20 protein-coding genes and 1 tRNA gene are annotated in these 17648 nt (G+C 69.7%); 5 read left to right on the top strand and 16 right to left on the bottom strand.

Annotated elements, in window-relative coordinates; genetic code table 11:
* Positions 1 to 43: 43 nt before the first annotated feature.
* The 16 genes from thrS to VGV06_18255 form a co-directional block, all read right to left on the bottom strand.
* Positions 44 to 1840, bottom strand: a complete 1797-nt coding sequence (gene thrS, locus VGV06_18330; protein ID HEV2057103.1) for a threonine--tRNA ligase — start codon at positions 1838 to 1840, stop codon at positions 44 to 46.
* A gap of 137 nt (positions 1841 to 1977) precedes the next feature.
* A tRNA-Val gene (locus VGV06_18325) sits at positions 1978 to 2052 on the bottom strand.
* A gap of 73 nt (positions 2053 to 2125) precedes the next feature.
* Positions 2126 to 3118, bottom strand: coding sequence for an energy transducer TonB (locus VGV06_18320; protein ID HEV2057102.1), 993 nt, complete (start codon positions 3116 to 3118; stop codon positions 2126 to 2128).
* A gap of 199 nt (positions 3119 to 3317) precedes the next feature.
* Complete coding sequence (gene aroF / locus VGV06_18315; GenBank protein ID HEV2057101.1) at positions 3318 to 4334, bottom strand: 3-deoxy-7-phosphoheptulonate synthase; 1017 nt, start codon at positions 4332 to 4334, stop codon at positions 3318 to 3320.
* Positions 4331 to 5347 carry a 3-deoxy-7-phosphoheptulonate synthase gene (gene aroF, locus VGV06_18310; GenBank protein HEV2057100.1) on the bottom strand — a complete coding sequence of 339 codons (1017 nt, stop codon included), beginning with the start codon at positions 5345 to 5347 and terminating at the stop codon, positions 4331 to 4333. The genes aroF (VGV06_18315) and aroF (VGV06_18310) overlap by 4 nt, the downstream gene beginning before the upstream one ends.
* Positions 5348 to 5625: 278 nt before the next feature.
* On the bottom strand, positions 5626 to 6366 hold the full coding sequence (locus tag VGV06_18305; protein HEV2057099.1) for a TVP38/TMEM64 family protein: 741 nt from the start codon (positions 6364 to 6366) through the stop codon (positions 5626 to 5628).
* A gap of 76 nt (positions 6367 to 6442) precedes the next feature.
* Positions 6443 to 7501, bottom strand: coding sequence for an NAD(P)/FAD-dependent oxidoreductase (locus VGV06_18300; GenBank protein ID HEV2057098.1), 1059 nt, complete (start codon positions 7499 to 7501; stop codon positions 6443 to 6445).
* A 101-nt stretch (positions 7502 to 7602) separates the two neighbouring features.
* Entirely contained in the window at positions 7603 to 8163 is a 561-nt protein-coding gene (locus tag VGV06_18295; protein ID HEV2057097.1) for a universal stress protein, read from the bottom strand.
* A 164-nt stretch (positions 8164 to 8327) separates the two neighbouring features.
* Positions 8328 to 8738 carry a CBS domain-containing protein gene (locus VGV06_18290; GenBank protein ID HEV2057096.1) on the bottom strand — a complete coding sequence of 137 codons (411 nt, stop codon included), beginning with the start codon at positions 8736 to 8738 and terminating at the stop codon, positions 8328 to 8330.
* Between the two features lie 3 nt (positions 8739 to 8741).
* Positions 8742 to 9206: a universal stress protein gene (locus VGV06_18285; GenBank protein ID HEV2057095.1), complete on the bottom strand. Its 465-nt coding sequence runs from the start codon at positions 9204 to 9206 to the stop codon at positions 8742 to 8744.
* Positions 9196 to 9645, bottom strand: a complete 450-nt coding sequence (locus VGV06_18280; GenBank protein HEV2057094.1) for a universal stress protein — start codon at positions 9643 to 9645, stop codon at positions 9196 to 9198. The genes VGV06_18285 and VGV06_18280 overlap by 11 nt, the downstream gene beginning before the upstream one ends.
* Positions 9646 to 9649: 4 nt before the next feature.
* Positions 9650 to 9949 (bottom strand): c-type cytochrome, encoded by a 300-nt coding sequence (locus tag VGV06_18275; protein HEV2057093.1) that lies wholly within the window; start codon positions 9947 to 9949, stop codon positions 9650 to 9652.
* Between the two features lie 32 nt (positions 9950 to 9981).
* On the bottom strand, positions 9982 to 10350 hold the full coding sequence (locus VGV06_18270) for a TraR/DksA family transcriptional regulator (GenBank protein HEV2057092.1): 369 nt from the start codon (positions 10348 to 10350) through the stop codon (positions 9982 to 9984).
* A 452-nt stretch (positions 10351 to 10802) separates the two neighbouring features.
* A complete protein-coding gene (mgtA, locus tag VGV06_18265; GenBank protein ID HEV2057091.1) occupies positions 10803 to 13322 on the bottom strand; it encodes a magnesium-translocating P-type ATPase in 2520 nt (839 codons plus the stop codon).
* A 22-nt stretch (positions 13323 to 13344) separates the two neighbouring features.
* The gene (locus VGV06_18260) at positions 13345 to 14502 is read right to left on the bottom strand and encodes a hypothetical protein (GenBank protein HEV2057090.1); all 1158 of its coding nucleotides are present in this window, start codon (positions 14500 to 14502) and stop codon (positions 13345 to 13347) included.
* Positions 14503 to 14506: 4 nt separating this feature from the next.
* Positions 14507 to 14908 carry an HPF/RaiA family ribosome-associated protein gene (locus VGV06_18255; GenBank protein HEV2057089.1) on the bottom strand — a complete coding sequence of 134 codons (402 nt, stop codon included), beginning with the start codon at positions 14906 to 14908 and terminating at the stop codon, positions 14507 to 14509.
* Positions 14909 to 15102: 194 nt separating this feature from the next.
* Here VGV06_18255 and VGV06_18250 point away from each other — a divergent pair, with 194 nt between their 5' ends.
* From VGV06_18250 to VGV06_18230, 5 genes are all read left to right on the top strand, one after another.
* Positions 15103 to 15663 carry a GNAT family N-acetyltransferase gene (locus VGV06_18250; protein HEV2057088.1) on the top strand — a complete coding sequence of 187 codons (561 nt, stop codon included), beginning with the start codon at positions 15103 to 15105 and terminating at the stop codon, positions 15661 to 15663.
* Between the two features lie 115 nt (positions 15664 to 15778).
* The gene (locus VGV06_18245) at positions 15779 to 16483 is read left to right on the top strand and encodes a Crp/Fnr family transcriptional regulator (GenBank protein ID HEV2057087.1); all 705 of its coding nucleotides are present in this window, start codon (positions 15779 to 15781) and stop codon (positions 16481 to 16483) included.
* Positions 16484 to 16489: 6 nt separating this feature from the next.
* On the top strand, positions 16490 to 16927 hold the full coding sequence (locus tag VGV06_18240) for a cbb3-type cytochrome c oxidase subunit I (GenBank protein ID HEV2057086.1): 438 nt from the start codon (positions 16490 to 16492) through the stop codon (positions 16925 to 16927).
* A 96-nt stretch (positions 16928 to 17023) separates the two neighbouring features.
* Positions 17024 to 17275: a DUF542 domain-containing protein gene (locus VGV06_18235; GenBank protein ID HEV2057085.1), complete on the top strand. Its 252-nt coding sequence runs from the start codon at positions 17024 to 17026 to the stop codon at positions 17273 to 17275.
* Between the two features lie 5 nt (positions 17276 to 17280).
* Positions 17281 to 17648, top strand: a 368-nt coding sequence (locus VGV06_18230) for a DUF2249 domain-containing protein (protein HEV2057084.1), incomplete at its 3' end; no start/stop codon positions are given.

Here is a 17648-nt window from a genome sequence, read left to right as displayed (position 1 = left end):
CTCCTTGGACTGTATGGGCGTGGCTCCTAGCTGCGGGCGGCGCTCAACCTGAGCGGCCCACGGTGAGGGTGGCGGAACGGCTGCCGATCTCGGCGGCCAACGCGGCAAGGATTTCGTTCACGGGCAGGACGGCCGACTGGTCGCTGCCGCGGGGGCGCAGGCTCGCCGTGTCCTGCTGCGCCTCGCGTTCACCGACCACCAGCGTGTACGGCACCTTGTGCACCTGCGCCTCGCGGATGCGGTAGCCGAGCTTCTCGTTGCGGTCGTCGAGGTGGGCACGGAGCCCGGCTGCGCGCAGCCGCGCGTGCACGGCCTTGCCGTACTCGGCGTGCTTCTCGCTCACGGGCAGGACGCGGGCCTGCACGGGCGCGAGCCACGTCGGGAACGCGCCGGCGAAATGCTCGGTCAGGATGGCGATGAAGCGCTCGTAGGAGCCGAAGATGACGCGGTGGATCACGACCGGCCGCTTGGGCTGGCCGTCGGTGTCGATGTACTCGCACCCCATGCGCTCGGGCAGCATCGTCAGATCGACCTGGATCGTGGCGAGCTGCCACTGCCGGGCCAGCGTGTCCTCGACGTCGATATCGATCTTCGGCCCGTAGAAGGCCCCGCCGCCCTTGTCCTGGTCGTAGGCGAGACCGTTCGCGCGCAGCGCCTCGTGGAGGCCGTCCTCCGCCAGGTCCCACTGCTGCTCCGTGCCGAGCTTGTCGGCCGGACGCGTCGAGAGACGGTACGACGGCCGGAGGCCGAAGGTCCCGTACCACTCGCGCACGAGGTCCAGCAGGTCCGTGATCTCCGCCTGGAGCTGGTCCGGGCGGCAATAAATGTGCGCGTCGTCCTGGGTGAACTGCCGCACGCGGATCAGGCCGGTGAGCGTGCCGGAGCGCTCGTTGCGGTGGCAGCGGCCCATCTCGGAATAGCGGATCGGCAGATCGCGGTACGACCGCACCGTCCGCCGATACACGTACGTCGACTCGGGACAGTTCATCGGCTTCAGGCTGAAGGTCTCGTCCTCGACCTCGACCTTGAACATGTTGTCCTGGTAGTAGTCCCAGTGTCCCGATTGCTCCCACAGCTTCTTGTTCACGAGCATGGGCGTCGAGATCTCCTGGTAGCCTCGGGCATCCAGGGACTCGCGGGCGAACTTCTCCAGCTCCCGGACCAGGACCATCCCGCCCGGCAGCCAGAAGGGGGCGCCTGGCGAGATGTCGTGGAACTCGAAGAGGTCGAGCTCACGTCCGAGCTTGCGGTGGTCGCGCTTCTTGGCCTCTTCGAGCCGCCACAGGTATTGGTCCAGTTCTTCCTTGGTCAGCCACGCGGTGCCGTAGATCCGCTGGAGCATCGGGTTCTTCTCGCTCCCGCGCCAGTAGGCGCCCGAAGACGAGAGGAGCTTGAAGAACCGGATCGCCCCGGTCGAGGCCACGTGCGGCCCGCGGCAGAGGTCCACGAAGTCGCCCTGGCGGTAGAACGAGACCGTGGGCGCGTCGATGCCGCGCAGGATCTCGACCTTGAAGGGCTCGCCGCGCTCCTCGAAGAAGCGGATCGCCTTGTCGCGCGCCATCTCCTCGCGGCTGAAGGGCAGGTCCTGCTTCGCCAGCTCCCGCATCCCGGCTTCGATGCGCTCGAGGTCCTCGGGCGTGAAGGGCGCGGGCTTCGCGAAATCGTAGTAGAAGCCGTCCTGGATGGCCGGACCGATGGCGACCTTGACCTCGGGGAAGATCTGCGTGACGGCCTGGGCCATCAGATGCGCCGTCGAGTGGCGGAGAGTCGGCAGCGGCTCCGGGGCGCAGTCCGTCTCCCCAGCGAGCTTGAGGTGCCGATCCTCTTCGGACTTGATCATGTCTGTGCCTTGCGTCCAGTCATTAAACACAGAAAAGCATCACGGGGATTGCGCCCGGTGATGCTTCGCACTCCCTCAACCACACACGTGCTGCCCGTTCCCGACGATGTGCACTCCTCAACGACTGGTGGAGTAAATGGTAGGCTCGGGCGGTGTCGAACCGCCGACCTCTACCGTGTCAAGGTAGCGCTCTCCCGCTGAGCTACGAGCCTACGCCAAAAAGTACAACCGAGACTACAGGATAGCCGACACGGCTGTCAAGGGCACCGTCCCCGTTCCGGGGGCTCAACGCAGGTAGTTGTTGATGAGGCCGGAGCCGAGGATATGGTAGCGGAAGCTCCCGTTGATGGGCAGGCCGCCCTTGGAGATCGCGTCCGGCACGGGCGGGAAGGGCGAGGCCAGCTGGACGGCGCGCATGGCATAGTCGTCGAGGATCTCGACGCCCGAGGAGCGGCGCCTCTCGATGAACTGGAGCTCCCCGCTCTTCGCGATGCCGAACTCGATCTGCAGCTCGCCCTCGATACCGCGGCTGGAAGCCTCGTACGGGTAGATCCACTTACTCTTGATCCGTTCGCGGATCTGGTTGAAGTAGTCTTGGAACTTCGGCTCGGGCGTGTCGAGCGGGATCGCCTCGCCCTCGATGCCTCCTCGGCCGCCCTTGAGCCCTCCTCCCCCTCCCCGACGGAACATCGCCGCCGCGGGCGGAGGCTGTGGCGGCGCCGAGGCGACGCGCGGATCGGCGGCCGGCGCGGGAGGCTGCACCGGCGGCTGAGGCTGCGCCGCGGGCGGTTGTGGCGCAGCTTTCGCACTCTGACCTTGGTCGGGAGCTGGGGTCGGCGGAGCCGCCTTGGGCGCTGGGCCGGGATCGGCGGACTTGGGCGCCGCGGGCGGCGCCTTGGGCGCGGCCTTGGGAGCTTCCGCGACTCTGGGAGCCGCGGGCGCCGGCGGAGCCGCGGGCGCCGGTGGCGTCGGCGCGGCCTTGGGAGCCGGGGGCGCCGGAGGCGCGGCCCGGCGTGGCGGCTCAGGTATGTTGGGGACCGCCGGGCGCGAAGGATCGCCGAGCGGGGCCGACTCTTTCGGCTTGTCGGGAGCCATGTCCACGAGGAGCGCCTCGCCGCGCTTGGCCATGATCTTCCGCTGCTCGATGTCGCCGCCCACGATCAGCCCCACGCCGATGAGGATGTGGAAGAGCACCGACACGATGACCGTGACGACGAGATACCGGTTGGTCCGGTCCTCAGGCAGGTATTTCAGGCACCACTCCCACACGCCACGCATACCCCTCGACTATAGCCTACTTGGCTTGACGGGCGTCCTCGTGACCTCGCGGGGGGCAGCAAGCCGGCCGGGGCAGCGGGGGATGCCCACGAACTCCCGTGCTGTTGGGGGTCGCCGTTCGAGCTGAGCGGCCCAGCCGCGAGGCGAGGGCTGAGTTGATCGGCGCCCCCGCCGCCGCGGCCCGGCTTGCTGCCCGCGACTACAAGCTCCGGCCGACCGCTTCAGCGACGGGACGAAGCTCGCGCATGAGCTGGGCGAACTTCGCGGGCTTGAGCGACTGCGGCCCGTCGGAGAGCGCCTCCTCGGGCTTCGGATGCACCTCGATGATGAGCCCGTCGGCGCCGCAGGCGACCGCCCCCTTGGCCATGGGCGCCACGAGGTCCCAGTGGCCGGTACCATGCGACGGATCCACGAAGACCGGCAGGTGGGAGAGCTTCTTCAGCACCGGCACCGCGTTCAGATCGAGCGTGAAACGCGTCGAGGTCTCGAACGTGCGGATGCCGCGCTCGCAGAGGATGACGTTCGGGTTGCCCGCGGCCAGAATGTACTCGGCCGAGAGCAGGAACTCCTGGATGCTGGTCGCCATGCCGCGCTTGAGCAGCACCGGCTTGCCCATCTCGCCTACCCGCCGCAGCAGCGTGAAGTTCTGGATGTTGCGTGCGCCGATCTGCAGTATGTCGGCGTACTCAGCGACGAGATCCACGCTCTCGGTCTCGAGCACTTCCGTCACGACGGGCAGTCCCGTGCGCTTGCGCGCCTCGGCCAGGTACTTGAGCCCCTGTTCCTTGAGCCCCTGGAACGCATACGGCGAGGTCCGCGGCTTGAACGCGCCGCCGCGGAGGATCTTCGCGCCCGACTCCTTGACGCGGTCGGCGACCTCGACCATCTGCGCCTCCGACTCGACCGAGCAGGGCCCCGCCATGACGACAACGGCCTTGCCGCCGATGACCACGCCGTTGACGCGCACCTCGGTGGGCTCCTGCCGGACTTCACGGCTCGCGAGCTTGAAGGGCTGCTGGACGGGCATAACCGACTCGACCGTCTCGACCGCCTCGAGCAGGCGGAGATCGGGCCGCCCCCGCTCTTCTCCGACCGCCGCGACAATGGTCTTGAACTCGCCGCGAATGATGTGCGGCGCGTAGCCCATCTCGGTCACGCGGCGGCAGACGTCGTCGATCTCCGCGTCTCCGATACCCGACTTCAGGATGATGATCATAGCGACCTCCCCAGCACCTGGGCCAACGGCCGAAGTTCGGCCATCAGCTTGGCGAACTTGTCCGGCTTGAGCGACTGCGGCCCATCCGAGAGCGCTTCGGCCGGATTGTTGTGGACTTCGATGATGAGCCCGTCGGCCCCGGCGGCGAGACCCGCCTTGGCCATGGCGGACACGTACTCCCAGTGGCCTGTGCCGTGGGAGGGGTCCACGAGCACGGGGAGATGCGAGAGCTTCTTGACCACGGGGATGGCGTTGAGATCGAGCGTGTAGCGTGTGGAGGTCTCGAAGGTCCGGATGCCGCGCTCGCAGAGAATGACGTTGGGGTTGCCGCCGGCAAGCACGTACTCGGCCGCGAGGAGCCACTCCTGGATCGAGGTCGACATGCCGCGCTTCAAGAGCACGGGCTTGCCGCACTCGGCGACGCGCTTGAGAAGCGAGAAGTTCTGCACGTTGCGCGCGCCGATCTGGAGGATGTCGGCGTGCTGGGCCACCACGTCCACCTTGTCGGGCTCCATGACCTCCGTGACGACGGGAAGGCCGGTCGCCTTGCTCGCCTCGCTCAGGAGCTTCAGCCCCTCCTCCTCGAGCCCCTGGAAGCCGTAGGGCGAGGTCCGCGGCTTGAACGCGCCGCCGCGGAGAACCTGTGCGCCGCCCGCCTTGACGCCTTCGGCGACGGCCATGATCTGCGACCGCGACTCGACGGAGCAGGGCCCGGCCATGACGACCAGCTGCGTGCCGCCGATGGGCACGCCGTGGACCTTGAACTGGGTGTCGTCAGGATGAGCCTCGCGGCTCGCCAGCTTGAAGGGCTGGAGAATCCGCACCACGTTCTCCACGCAGTCGAGCGACTGCAGCGCCAGCAGCTGCTCCTTGGCGCGGTCGTCGCCGACCACGCCGACGATGGTGCGGACCTCCCCGCGTGAGAGATGGGTCTTGAAGCCCATGTCCCGCACGCGGCGCGACACGTCCTCGATGTCCGCGTCGCTCGATCCCGGCTTCAGCACGATGATCATGTCCGTTTCTCCTGTCTCGAAATGGAAAACGCCGCGGGTCCGTAACCCGCGGCGTCTGGTGTCTGTCTTCGCCACGGGCCGGCGGTAGGTCCGCCCCGTGGCTCCTCGGTTCAGCTCATGGGAGCCAGCGGGCAGACGGGGGTAAAGTAAAAATACCGCCACCAGCCCTGCGCGGTACCGCTCCCCGTCCGATTCACCAACTCACAACCTCCCATGGAGAAAGTGCCGCCGACTGTACCCCGGCTTGCCGGACCCTGTCAAGTCTTGTGGGGACCGCCTCAGGAGCCCGCTCCGCGCCGCCGACGGCGCTTGCGCCGCTTCTTACCCGGCTTGCCGCCCTGATCCTGCGTGTTCTCCCCGTCCTGCGCTTCGTCATCCTGGGTCCGTCCCTCGAACCAGGCCACGATGCGGTGGCGATAGTAGTAGGCCGGCACGGCGAGAGCGGCGACGGCCGCCGTCAGGAGGGCTACCTCTATATAGTGCCCCGTGGCGGTCTGGGCCCCCTGGGCCGACAGCACCCAGGTGCCGGGGATGCGGCCGAGCGTCGAGACCACGGCAAAGACCCAGAAGGGCATGGGGGACAGCCCGAAGAGATAGCAGACGATGTCCTTGGGCAGCCCCGGGATGAGGTAGATGATGAAGCAGAGAATCGTGCCCTCGGCCTCCACAATGAACCCGAGCTTGTTCCACGTCTCCTCGCTGACGAGGTGCCGCACGTAGGCGTCGCCCAGCCACCGGCCGAGCGCGAACGCCAGGAGCGAGCCCGCCGTGAGCCCGATCGTCGAATAGACGAGCCCCATCCACTGACCGAAGACGAAACCGCCGAGAATGCCGGTCACCTCGCCGGGGATGGGCGCGATGACGACCTGCAAGGCCTGGATCAGGATGAAGATGAGGGGCGCCAGCGCTCCCCACTCGACCAGCTTCTCCTTCATGTACTGGTTGTCGTGGAACAGGCGGTAGGCGAAGCGGTACGCGGGCGCGTCCGTCCAGACGAGCCACGCGAAATACGCGCACACGCCGAGGGTGACGGCCAGCGCCAGCGCCCACCGCGTGCGGGTGGTCAGAGCCGCCTCTCGGTCACGCCCCGCGCGCTCACGCCACCGGCGACGGGTCGGGATCGAAGCGCCCGAACCAGCCGTAGCGCGGCCACCAACGCGGCAGCACTGGGTGGCGCGCGGCCAGCCCCGTGAGGGCGACGAACCAGTGGGTCGGGACATGCTCGGCCGCCCACTGCGCCAGCCGCAGGATGCGGTAGGCGCGGCGATAGCGGTCCACGAGCGCGCGGTAGCGCTCGAGCCCGTCGCTGAGACCCACGCGGCCCTCGAAGATCTGTTGGATGATGCGCCCGCACTCGACCCCGAAGTACAGCGCCGGCCTGATGCCCTCGGCCGTGAGCGGCAGACACTGGCCGGCCGCATCGCCGACGGCAAAGAGCCGTCCCACGGTCGGGCGGAAGAGGCGGTTCGGGAAGTACGTGCCGTGGTAGGTGGTCGCCACCGTGCCGCGGTCACGCAGGAAGCGCTCGAGGGCCGGCTTGAGCTTGGACAGCCCGACGTAGGAACCGAGCCCGATGAGGCTGCCCTTGCCAACGGGGAAGATCCAGCCGAGCCCGCGCGGAATCAGGCTGCCGTCGAGCCAGAAGGACAGCCCCTCGTCTTCGAGCGCGGTCCGTGTCTCGAGCCCGAATGAGAAGTCACCGCGCGCAGGCGTCGCTCCGCTGCCGCTGTTGACGAGGGCGCCCCGCCAGCCCGAGCAGTCCACGATCACCGGCGCCGTGAAGCGCCCGTCGCTCGTCAGCACCGCGCCGTCCTCGACCCCCGTCACGGAGGCCCTGAGGAAACGCGCCTGCGTCTGCTCGAGGAGCCCCTCGCAGAAGCGCTTGTAGTCGAACGTGCAGAAGGGCACCGCCGAGAGGTCGTAGGTAACGGTGCGCGTCGGGGCCCGCACGGTGAGCTTGTCGTGGACCTGGAGCACGCTGTCGGCGACGCCGAGCGCCTGTGGAACCCAGAGCGGCGTGCCGCAGGCCGACGTCTGTACCGCGCCGACCTCGTTTCGGTCGAGGAGGAGGACGCGCCCGGTGAGCCGGCGCGCCACCGCCAAGCCGGCAAAGCTGGCGCCCACTATGATGGCGTCGTAGTCCCGGCCAGCCATGTCACCGGATACTCCGACAGACGGCGGGAGAAGTCAAATCGGGCGGCTCGAGCCGGGCTCACCAGCCTACGCGGCCGAGCCGAGTTAGCGGGGCCCTGGTGTCAGGCCGAGGACCCGCGGCGGCCCGCCCGCTCGGTTTCTATCTTGTGCTCGAGCGCCTCGCCCCGGATGCGCGCGCGGCACGTTTCGCAGACGAGGTCGTCGGTCTGGCCCGCGCAAACGATGCAGCGCTGGGGCAAGGCGGGCGCCGTCGATGCCGCGCGCATCGCGGCCTTGGGCAACGCCATAGGCACGGTCAGCACGAGGCACGGCGAGAGCCGCACGACGGCTTCGGCCACGCTGCCGAGCAGGGTCCGGCTCACGCCCGTGCGGCCGTGGGTGCTCATCACGATGAGGTCGATGCCCTTGTCGCGCGCGTACGCCGTGATCTCCCGGGCCGCGCGGCCGGAGAGGAGCGCGAGCTCGACGGCGAGTCCCGTGCCGAGCTGGCGGCCGAGCCGCGTCAACTGCTCCGAGCCCGGTGACGGGTCGGTGGCCGGGGGCACGACGTGCACCACGTGCAGCCGCGCGCCGGCCTCCCGCGCCATCGCCGTCGCGACCAGCGCGGCCGTCTCGACTGCGGTCGAGAAGTCGGTCGGAAGCAGGATCTCGCTGATCTTCATGTCCTCGACTCCGAGCAAGCGGATGACCCGATGCTCACGGCTTGCGAGGTCGCCGTCGCGCGCGGCGGAGGATCTCTTCCCGCTTCACCGCGATGGCAGAGATGGGGCGATCGTTCTTCTTGTTCTTGCCGTAGCTCTTCCGGATGCCCATGTCGTCTCCGTTCCTACTCGAGCGCCGAGAGGAGCGCCTCGAGCGCGTCCGAGATGGTGAAAATGCCGACGATGGTCTCGCCGTCGCGCACCGGCAGGCAGCCGATCTTCCGTTCCAGCAGCACGCGCGCGGCGACCGTGACCGGCGTCTCCGGCGCCACCGTCACCGGGTCCTCGGTCATGATGCGCGTCACGGGCTGGCCCTCCCAACCGCCCGGCGTCTCGCCGGCTTCAGTCCGACGCCAGTCCCGGTCCGAGACAATGCCCACCAGCCGGTCGGCCTCCACCACGAGCAGGTGACGCACCTCGGCGCGGCGCATGCGCGCGAGCGCCGCGCCGATCGAGGAGTCCGGCGCCACCGTGGCGGGCTGCTTCGTCATCCAGTCGCGCACCGCCCCGCAACGCTCCGTCGATCGGTCCGCCATGCCCTACTCCGTGTCCCGCACGGTCACGACCGGACACGGCGCGAGGCGGATCACGCGGTCGGCGACGCTGCCGAGCAGCGCGCGATCGAGGCCGCCCCGCCCGTGCGTCCCGATCACGATGAGATCGGCGCGCTCGCGGGCCGCCGCCCCAACGATCTCCTTGTACGGCACGCCGGTCCGCAGGACCCAGCGCGCGGAGAGGCCCGCGGCCGCGGCGGTCGCGGTCCACTCCCCGAGTGTCTTCACGGCCCACGCGCGCGCCGCATCGAAGACGCCGCGCGCCTGCTTCATGGTGAAGCGCCCCTCCGAGTAGAGCGGAGCCTCGACCAGCACGTGAACCAGCACCAGCTCGGCGCCGAGCCGCGCGGCCAGCCGACCCGCCTCGGCCCATGCGCGCTCGGAGCCCGCGGAGAAATCCGTCGGCACGAGGATCCGCGCGAGACCGTCGGCGGCCGGGTCAGCGGCCATGGGCCCGCACCGTCAGCACCGGACAACGCGACTCGCGCACGACGCGCTCGGCGACGCTGCCCATGAAGACGCGCGACACGCCGGTTCGCCCGTGCGTGCCCATCACGATGAGGTCGGCGCGCGCGCGCCGCGCCGCGCGCAGGATCTCGTCCGCCGGGAGCCCCTCCGCGAAGATCGCCTGGCCGCGCACGCGCTCGCGCCTGACGCGGGCGAGGGCGGCGGCGAGCCGCCGCCTGGCGGAGCGGCGAGCCAGGATGAGCAGGTCGGCGTAGCCGCTCGGCGGCGCTCCCTCACCTATGAAAGGGAACGGCGGCGTCATGACGTGGAGCAGCACGAGCGGCGCGCGGCACGCTCTCGCCAGAGCCACGGCGCGCCGAAGGGCCGGTGCCGAGGCTCGCGAGAAGTCCGTTGGATGCAGGATGCGGCGGAAAGTGGTCATGGCGTCACTTGAGGGAAGCCAGGTAGGCGGCGATTGCCCCGGCATCCGCGTCGGCCATGTCGATCTTCGGCATGTGCGCCCGCGGCTTCTGCTGCTTGGGCTCGCGCAGCCATTGGCGCAGGTAGCTCTCCGGGTACTTCGAGCCCACCTGCGAAAGGTCGTTCGCGATGGGTGTGCCGGCCTTTCCGATCGTGTGGCAGCCATAGCAGCCCTGCTCGGTGAACAGGCGCTTGCCCTGCGAGGCGAGCGCGGTACCATCTTGCCCGAACGCCACGGTCGCCGCCAGGGCGATCGCCGCGGCCACGGACGCCGCCCTCACGTCGCGCGCCCACGCAATCATCGCCGCTCGTCCCTGGCCTGGCAGCCGAGACAGTGACGCGCCCAGGGCACCGCCCGCAGCCGCGGCAGCGGGATGGCGCCGCCGCAGTCCTCGCACACGCCGAAGCTGCCCGTCTCGAGCCGCGCCTGCGCGGCCTGGATCTCGTCGAGCTCGTGGCGCTCTCGACCTTCGAGGCGCGCCAGCAGGTCCGCCATAACGCCCCGCGCCGAATCCTCGACGAGCGCGCCGGGCTCGTGCGCCGACAGCGAAGCGAGCTCGCCGTCCGTCACCACCACGGTGCGAAGCAACTGCTGGCGCGCCTCGCGCAGCAGCCCACGAAACTCGCTGCTCCTGTCCGCGTCCAGCTGTCCCTTGCCTGCCGTCATCGAAAGCCTCCTGTGCGTTGCGTAGCCGGGTCGAGCGCGGCCATCATACCCAGATAGCAAGGCGGGTGCCACGGTTCAACGGCGCTACACGCCCACAGAATCATCGAGTTGCGGCGGGCGGCCGCGGCGCGCGGTGGGGTCGCGCTCACCCGGCTGGGGCGGCGGCGCCCCGACAGGCTGAACGCTTGATCGGCGAGCGCGACCTCTTCGAGAAAGCGGCAACGCCCCAGACGTTATTCCGTCTTGATCGGGATCATCGTGCCCTTGGCGGCCGGCGTTTTGGGCAGGCTGACCGTCAGCAGCCCGTTCTTAAAGAGGCGCTGACCCGGAGACGGACGCACCACGGTGACGGTGACCCGCCGCGGCGGCGCGCCAAAGGCGGTGAGCGAAGCCGGGATGTTGTTCGGCCCGATCTCCGGGCCGCTCTTTGTTCGAGGCGACGCACTCTCCGCCTAGGCCGGGTAGCGGCGATAGAACCAGCGCTTGACGACCTCGACGAGCCCCAGGTAGGTCACCACCATCAGCACGAGGATGGCGAAGAAGAGCGGCGGCAGCGGCGTGAAGCCGAGCCACGGCGCCAGCGGCGTAAACGGGATGATGGCGCCCGTCGCCACGCAGGCGCACACGCCGCAGGCCAGGCCGGCGCCCGGCCGGCTCTGCCACGGGCGCCCGGCGGTGCGGATGACGAAGATGACCAGGGTCTGGGTCGCCAGCGATTCGACGAACCAGCCGGTGCGGAACAGGCGCTCGTCGGCGTGGAAGACGCCGAGCATGACGGCGAAGGTGAGGAAGTCGTAGACGGAGGAGAGCGGCCCGATCACCAGCATGTAGCGCCGGATGAAGGCGACGTTCCAGCGCTTGGGCTTGAGCGTGTAGGTGGCGTCCACGCGGTCCGACGGGATCGGCACCTGGGAGAGATCGTAGAGGAAGTTGTTGAGCAGGATCTGCAGCGGCAGCATGGGCAGGAAGGGCAGGAAGAGCGACGCCACAGCCATGCTCAGCATGTTGCCGAAGTTGGAGCTGGTGCCCATCAGCACGTACTTCATGATGTTCCCGAAGCTCCGCCGCCCCTCGACCACCCCGTCATGGAGCACATCCAGCCGCTTCTCGAGCAGGATGATGTCGGCCGCGTCGCGGGCCACGTCGACGGCCGTATCCACCGAGATGCCGACGTCCGCGCTGCGGAGCGCCGGCGCGTCGTTGATGCCGTCGCCGATGCAGCCGATGACGTGGCCGCGCGAGCGCAGCGCCAGAATGATGCGGTTCTTCTGCATCGGCGACACGCGGGCAAAGACCTGCGTCCGCTCGGCCACGGCCGCCAGCGCCGGGTCGGACATGCGCTCGACCGCGTCTCCCAGCACGATCTCGTCGGCGTCGAGGCCGACCTGCCGGCAGATATGCTGGGTCACGAGCTCGTTGTCCCCCGTGATGATCTTGACCGTGACACCATCGGCCTTGAGCGCGGTGAGCATTTCCGCGACGCCCTCCCGGGGCGGGTCCAGGAAAGCGGCGAACCCAACGAACCGGAGCTCCCGCTCGTCGGCGATGCCGTAGGCGGTCTGGTCCGGCACGGGCCGGTACGCGACCGCGAGGACACGGTAGCCGTCGGCAGAGAGGCTCCGGAACAGCGCCTCGATCCCGGCACGCGCCGCCGCGTCGAGCGGAGCGGACGCTCCGGCGAGCTCGAGCGCGCCGCAGGCCGGCAGCACGCTCTCGGGCGCGCCCTTGGTGATCAGGAGGCGCTCGCCGCCGTCCTCGACGACCACGGACATCCGGCGCCGCTGAAAATCGAACGGGATTTCGTCGCGCGAGTGGTAGCGGGCGACGTCGGGATGCTCGTGACGGAGGACGGCCTCGTCCATCGGGCTCTTGAGGCCTGTCTGGAAGGCGCTGTTGAGGGCGGCCAGGCGGATCACCGCCTCGTCCTCCTCGCCGCGCGCGTTAACGTGGCGCGCGACGGAGATCTCGCCCACCGTCAGCGTGCCCGTCTTGTCGCAGCAGAGGATGTCCATGCTGCCGAAGTTCTCGATGGCGGCCAGCCGCTTGACGATGACCTTCTTCCGCGCCATCCGCACCGCGCCGCGCGACAGCGTCACCGAGACGATCATGGGCAGGAGCTCCGGCGTGAGCCCGACGGCCAGCGCCACCGCGAAGAGGAAGGACTCGAGCGGGTCGCGCCGGACCAGGGCGTTGACGAGGAACACGAACAGGACAAGCAGGAGCACGACCTGGAGGATGAGCATCCCGAACTGGCGCGTGCCGCGCTCGAACTCCGTCTCCGGTGCCCGACCGGCGAGCTGTGCCGCCACCTGCCCGAACTCGGTTCGGGCACCCGTATGGACGATTACGGCCTCGCCGAGACCGCTCACCACGGACGTGCCCTGGAGCACGGCCGTGGGGGCTTCCGCGAGCGACGTCCCGGGCCCGAGCGCCGCGTCGGCGTGCTTCTCGCGCGGCAGAGACTCGCCCGTGAGCGCGGCCTCGTTGAGGAAGAGGTCCTTGCTCGACAGCAGCCGACCGTCACCCGGCACGAGGTCTCCAGCCGACAGCCGGACGACGTCGCCGGGCACCACCTCGCGCGCCGGGATCTCGTGCGCACGCCCGTCGCGCAGGACCGTGGCGCGCTGGCCGACCCGGTCGCGGAGCCGCTGCGCCGCCATCTGCGACTGATACGTCTGGCTAAAATTGAGTCCGACGCTCAGCAACACCATGCAGGCGATGATCAGGGAGCTGACCACCTGGCCGAAGGCGGCCGACACGGCGCTCGCCACGAGCAGGATCAAGACCAGCGGGTTCAGCAGGAAGGCGCCGAGCTCGCGCAGCGCCTCGAAGCGCCGCGGCGGCGCGGGCTCGTTGGGCCCCACGCGCTTGAGACGCGCGCCCGCCTCCTCGGACGTGAGGCCCGCGGCCGAGCTGCCGGCGTCGGCCAGCGCGACGTCAGCCGGCGCGGCCCAAAATGTCTGGGGCGTCATCAGCCGCTCCCGTACGCGACTCTCAGAGCGGGTAGCGGAGCAAAGCCGCCACGCCGCCGACCGCCGCCAAGCCCTGGTGCGCCTCGACGGTGTCCACCGTACCGCCCGCCGCGAGCACGCGGTGGACAAGGGCCTCGCCCAGCTCCACCTCCTGAAGCGCCTTGCCGCAGAGCCGGCAGTCCTCGGCCACACCGGGAAACAGCGCGCCGCACCCGGGGCAGGCGCTCGCCGGACCGCGCTCGCCGCGGAGCACGTACAGCCGACGGACCGCTCCCCTGTTGACCGCCTCGACCGTCTCCTCCATCCCGGCCACCGCCTGTCGGCTCTTGGCCGCCTCGGTCAGGACCGCGTCCACCGCCGGGACATCGCTGGAGGCATCGAGGTGCCCGACCAGCTCGAGGGCGCGGCCCACGATGACGCTCGAGGGTTCGTGCCGGGAGGCCGAGACGTCGCCGACGATGTGGGCGGCGATCCGCGGCGGCAGCTCGCGGTGGAACGCGGATACGTTCCTGGGCTCCCCGGCCAGCACGATGCGCTCCACACCATGCGCGTCGATGAGCTGGCCGAGGCTCTCGGCCACCGCGGCGAAGTGACGACCGCGGTGCTCACGGATATGCCGCTCGTAGCGCGACTGCGCAAACTGCACCCACTCGTCGCCCCGGCTGTGGTGCCCCGGCATGTCGGTCGCGAGAGTGACCTCGTCGCCAGGACCTCCGCGGGACACGTGCATCAGGCGGGCGCTCTCGGTGTCCACGAAGGCGACGAGGGTAGAGGGCGTCTGCTGGACGGCCGAGCTCAGCGGCGCCAGGAACGGCGTGTCTTCCACGGCGAAGGCGTTGGCGAACGGCACGCGGAAGCGCAGCAGCTCGTGCAGCCCGGAGGACTCGCAGGCGAAGAGCGCCACGCCGCGCGTGTCGGGGGCGGCCGCCTGGGAGACCAGCTCGTCGCCCGCGGACTGGATCCAGTCGAGATCGCCCGGGGCGGCGCGGCGGCTGCGAGCTTCCCGCGCCTTGGCGATCTCGTTCTTAAGGAAGATGCGGACGCGACCCCGCTGGTGCTCGTCGCTCCAGCGCGTATCAAGGTAGACGCTCACGACGGGCGTGTCGGACTTCGAGACTCGGGACAGCTCGATCATGCGCGCGTTCATGTCCATGGCACGGGCTCCCATGGCGTCAGGCATGGCCCTAGAGCTCCTTCCGCCGTCTGACGCGCCTGGACTTGGTCGGCGTCTGAAGCCCGCCTGCCAGCAGACGCTTGGCGACGAAGTACTTCTTCGGACGCCGCTTGATGTCACGGTCACGCTCGCGGTAACGCTCCAACTTGCGCTCGAGCGCGGCGAAGGCGCCGTCAAAGGCGAGCCGCGTCGTTTCGGCCACCTGCTCGACGCGGATCGCCGGGCGATAGGGCAGCCGCACGTCCATCGCGCAGCGCATGCCCAGCCCGCCCTTGGGGCCGTTGTCGTCGAAGAACGTGACCTTCGCCCGGATGGGCGCCAGCTTGATGTGCTCGAGCGCCGCGCCGACCACCTTGGCCGCCCGGGCGCGCAGCGCCGTGTCCTTCTCCACTCCCTGGATGTCGATGACCATGGTTTGTCCTCTCAGAGGATTCCGTTTCCCTTCTCCATAGACCAGGAGCAACCCTGATGCCAAGCACCGACGTCAAGGATTCCGGAGCCTTTCGCGCGGGCCGGGCCGCGCTTGACCGTTTTGGCTGGGGCACGCGCGCCTCATGTGTGCCACCGCCCGGTACTCTCCACCCCTTCGGGCTAGAATATACCGACGTGAGCCACGACGACTACCCGCGCGAGTTGGAGCGTGACGTCACGCTGAAGGATGGGACGGAGCTTCACCTCCGCCCCATACGTCCCGAAGACGCGCCGCGCCTTATCGACTTCTACGACCGGTTGAGCCGCCACAGCGCCTACCAGCGCTTTTTCACCGTCATGAAGCGCCTGCCGCCTGACTGGGCGCGCCTCTTCGCCACCGTGGACTACCGGCGCCGCCTGGCGCTCGTGGCGGAGCGCGGGCCCGCCTCTTCCCCGGAGCTGGTCGGCGTGGGCCGTTACGAGCCCACCGAGGACCCCGACACGGTCGAGGTCGCCTTCGTGGTCCAGGACGGCCTCCAGGGCCAGGGCCTTGGCGCGATCCTCCTGCACCACCTGCTCGACGCCGCCGAGGCGCGGGGCATCCACCGCTTCTCCGCCTACGTGCTCGCCGACAACAGGCGCATGCTCGACCTGCTCACTCGCTTCACCGACATCCGCGAGCGACACCTCGAGGCGGGCGTGGTCACCCTGCTCTTCGAGCGCCGCACGGACCCGCCGGCCGCCGGTCACGGGTAGGAGACGACGATATCGGCGATGTCCTTGGAGCACGCGGCGTCCACCTCAACTCGCTGACATGCATGGCCGCCTCCCTGGACGGAGTGATCACTGCGCACCGTGCTATCGTCTCGCCATGCCCACGGGCGAGCGGGTGACGGCGCTCAAGTCCAACCCGGTTTTCGCCGGGCTGCCGGCCAAGGAGCTCGAGGCCCTGGCCGGCGCAGCCCGCGAGGACACATACCGGGCGCGCGAGTTTGTCTTCATGGAGGGCGACCCGGCGCGCTGGCTCTGCGTGGTCGCGTCGGGGCGCGTGAAGATCGTGAGGCACTCGAGCGCGGGCAAGGACGTCGTGCTCGAGCTCTTGGGCCCCGGAGAGATCTTCGGCGGCGTCGCCGTCATCGAAAAGCGCCCGTATCCCGCCGCCGCCCAGGCCCTCGAGCCCACCACCGTGCTCAAGATCCCGGCCGACGCATTGATCGCCGCGAGCGAGCGACACCCGGTCGTGATCAAGGAAATGGCGCTCATGATCGGGCGCAGGCTGCGCGAAGCCCACGACTCGGTCAAGTCGTTGTCCGTGGACCCTGTCGAGGCGCGGCTGGCCGCGACGCTCCTCCGGCTGGCCGAGCGCGACGGCGCGCGCACCAAGGCCGGGCTGGCCCTGCCCTTCCATCTCACGCGGCAGAGCCTCGCCGACATGACGGGCACCACGGTGGAGACCGCCATCCGCAGCGTGAGCCGCTGGCTCAAGACGGGGCTCGTCATCGACGAGGGCGGCCGCCTCGTCATCGTCGACAAGACGGCGCTCGCCGACATCGCGGCGGGCGAGCCCGGGGACTGAGGCGCTGTGACGCCGCTGGTGCGCCGCTACATCAAGACGAGCTTCGTCTTCCTCCTGGCCGGCCTCATCCTGGGCGGCTGGATCATCGTCGCGGAGTTTCTTGCAGGCCGCTACCCGCCCAGGCTCTTCATCACCGCCCACGTCCACCTGCTTCTCGTGGGCTTCATGCTGATGATGGTCATGGGCGTGGCGACGTGGATGTTCCCGCGACCGGCCAAGGACGACACGCGCTACCGGCCGGAGCTGGCGGAAGCGGTTTACTGGGTGATGGCCGTCTCCACCGCGGTGCGCGCCGCGGCCGAGCTGTGGGCGGGGCTCTCACCCGCCCCCGCGCTCCGGCTCGCGATCGCCGCCGGAGGCCTCGGCCAGGTGGCGGGCACGCTGCTCTTCGTCGTCAATATGTGGCGCCGCGTCCGCATGCCCCCCGCCGCAGCCCAGCACTGATCCCCTCCGCTTGTCCATTGCTTCACCACCTATGATCCCCGTCATAGGCGCCTCCAGCGCCGTGGAGTAACCTTCCTTTCAAGGAGGAAGGACACCATGGCTCACGAATGCAGCTGCCACGCTCAGTCGCCCGCGACGGCTCAAGCCGCGGGCGCGCCCGTCAACGCCGATCTCACGGTGGGTGACGTCGCCCACCACTACGCCGGAGCGCTCGACATCATGAAGGAGATGGGGATCAACCACTGCTGCGGAGCGCACCTGACGCTGCGCGAGGCCGCCGCCTCGGCAGGCGTCCCGCTCGAGGCGCTGCTGGATGCGCTCAACCGGCCGGCGGCCGTGAAGGCGTAAGCGCCGTGGCCGACCGCCCGCAGGCGCTCCGCCGGGTGACCGCGGCGAACCTGGTCCGCCTCGACGTTCGGGAGGACATCCGCCGCGGCCACGAGCCGTTCGCCAGGATCATGGCGACCGTCAAGGCGCTGGCTCCGGAGCAGGCGCTGGTCCTGCGCGCGCCCTTCGAGCCCGTGCCGCTCTTTGCCGCGCTCGGCAAGCGCGGCTTCGCTCACTGGGCCGAGCAGAGCGCGCCGGACGACTGGATCGTCTGGTTCTACCGCGAGCCCTCCGCGCCGGCGGAGGCGGTCGCGGGCGCCCGCGCCGCCGCGGATGCTGACGGTGACATGGCCGTTCTCGACGTGCGCGGGCTCGAGCCACCTGAGCCCATGGT

It is taken from the genome of Candidatus Methylomirabilota bacterium (genome assembly GCA_035936835.1).
Taxonomy (GTDB): domain Bacteria; phylum Methylomirabilota; class Methylomirabilia; order Rokubacteriales; family CSP1-6; genus AR37.
Note: the sequence above shows the minus strand (reverse complement) of the source record. Positions and strands in the feature narration are given on the sequence as shown.

What these genes read in the sequence shown, in the direction of transcription:
- VGV06_18320 (HEV2057102.1), bottom strand. Translation starts at nt 3,118, where the DNA reads ATGCGTGGCGTGTGGGAGTGGTGCCTGAAATACCTGCCTGAGGACCGG.
- aroF (HEV2057100.1), bottom strand. Translation starts at nt 5,347, where the DNA reads ATGATCATCGTGCTGAAGCCGGGATCGAGCGACGCGGACATCGAGGAC.
- aroF (HEV2057101.1), bottom strand. Translation starts at nt 4,334, where the DNA reads ATGATCATCATCCTGAAGTCGGGTATCGGAGACGCGGAGATCGACGAC.
- thrS (HEV2057103.1), bottom strand. Translation starts at nt 1,840, where the DNA reads ATGATCAAGTCCGAAGAGGATCGGCACCTCAAGCTCGCTGGGGAGACG.
- VGV06_18280 (HEV2057094.1), bottom strand. Translation starts at nt 9,645, where the DNA reads ATGACCACTTTCCGCCGCATCCTGCATCCAACGGACTTCTCGCGAGCC.
- VGV06_18255 (HEV2057089.1), bottom strand. Translation starts at nt 14,908, where the DNA reads ATGGTCATCGACATCCAGGGAGTGGAGAAGGACACGGCGCTGCGCGCC.
- VGV06_18300 (HEV2057098.1), bottom strand. Translation starts at nt 7,501, where the DNA reads ATGGCTGGCCGGGACTACGACGCCATCATAGTGGGCGCCAGCTTTGCC.
- VGV06_18235 (HEV2057085.1), top strand. Translation starts at nt 17,024, where the DNA reads ATGGCTCACGAATGCAGCTGCCACGCTCAGTCGCCCGCGACGGCTCAA.
- VGV06_18270 (HEV2057092.1), bottom strand. Translation starts at nt 10,350, where the DNA reads ATGACGGCAGGCAAGGGACAGCTGGACGCGGACAGGAGCAGCGAGTTT.
- VGV06_18295 (HEV2057097.1), bottom strand. Translation starts at nt 8,163, where the DNA reads ATGAAGATCAGCGAGATCCTGCTTCCGACCGACTTCTCGACCGCAGTC.
- VGV06_18285 (HEV2057095.1), bottom strand. Translation starts at nt 9,206, where the DNA reads ATGGCCGCTGACCCGGCCGCCGACGGTCTCGCGCGGATCCTCGTGCCG.
- VGV06_18260 (HEV2057090.1), bottom strand. Translation starts at nt 14,502, where the DNA reads ATGCCTGACGCCATGGGAGCCCGTGCCATGGACATGAACGCGCGCATG.
- VGV06_18245 (HEV2057087.1), top strand. Translation starts at nt 15,779, where the DNA reads ATGCCCACGGGCGAGCGGGTGACGGCGCTCAAGTCCAACCCGGTTTTC.
- mgtA (HEV2057091.1), bottom strand. Translation starts at nt 13,322, where the DNA reads ATGACGCCCCAGACATTTTGGGCCGCGCCGGCTGACGTCGCGCTGGCC.
- VGV06_18290 (HEV2057096.1), bottom strand. Translation starts at nt 8,738, where the DNA reads ATGGCGGACCGATCGACGGAGCGTTGCGGGGCGGTGCGCGACTGGATG.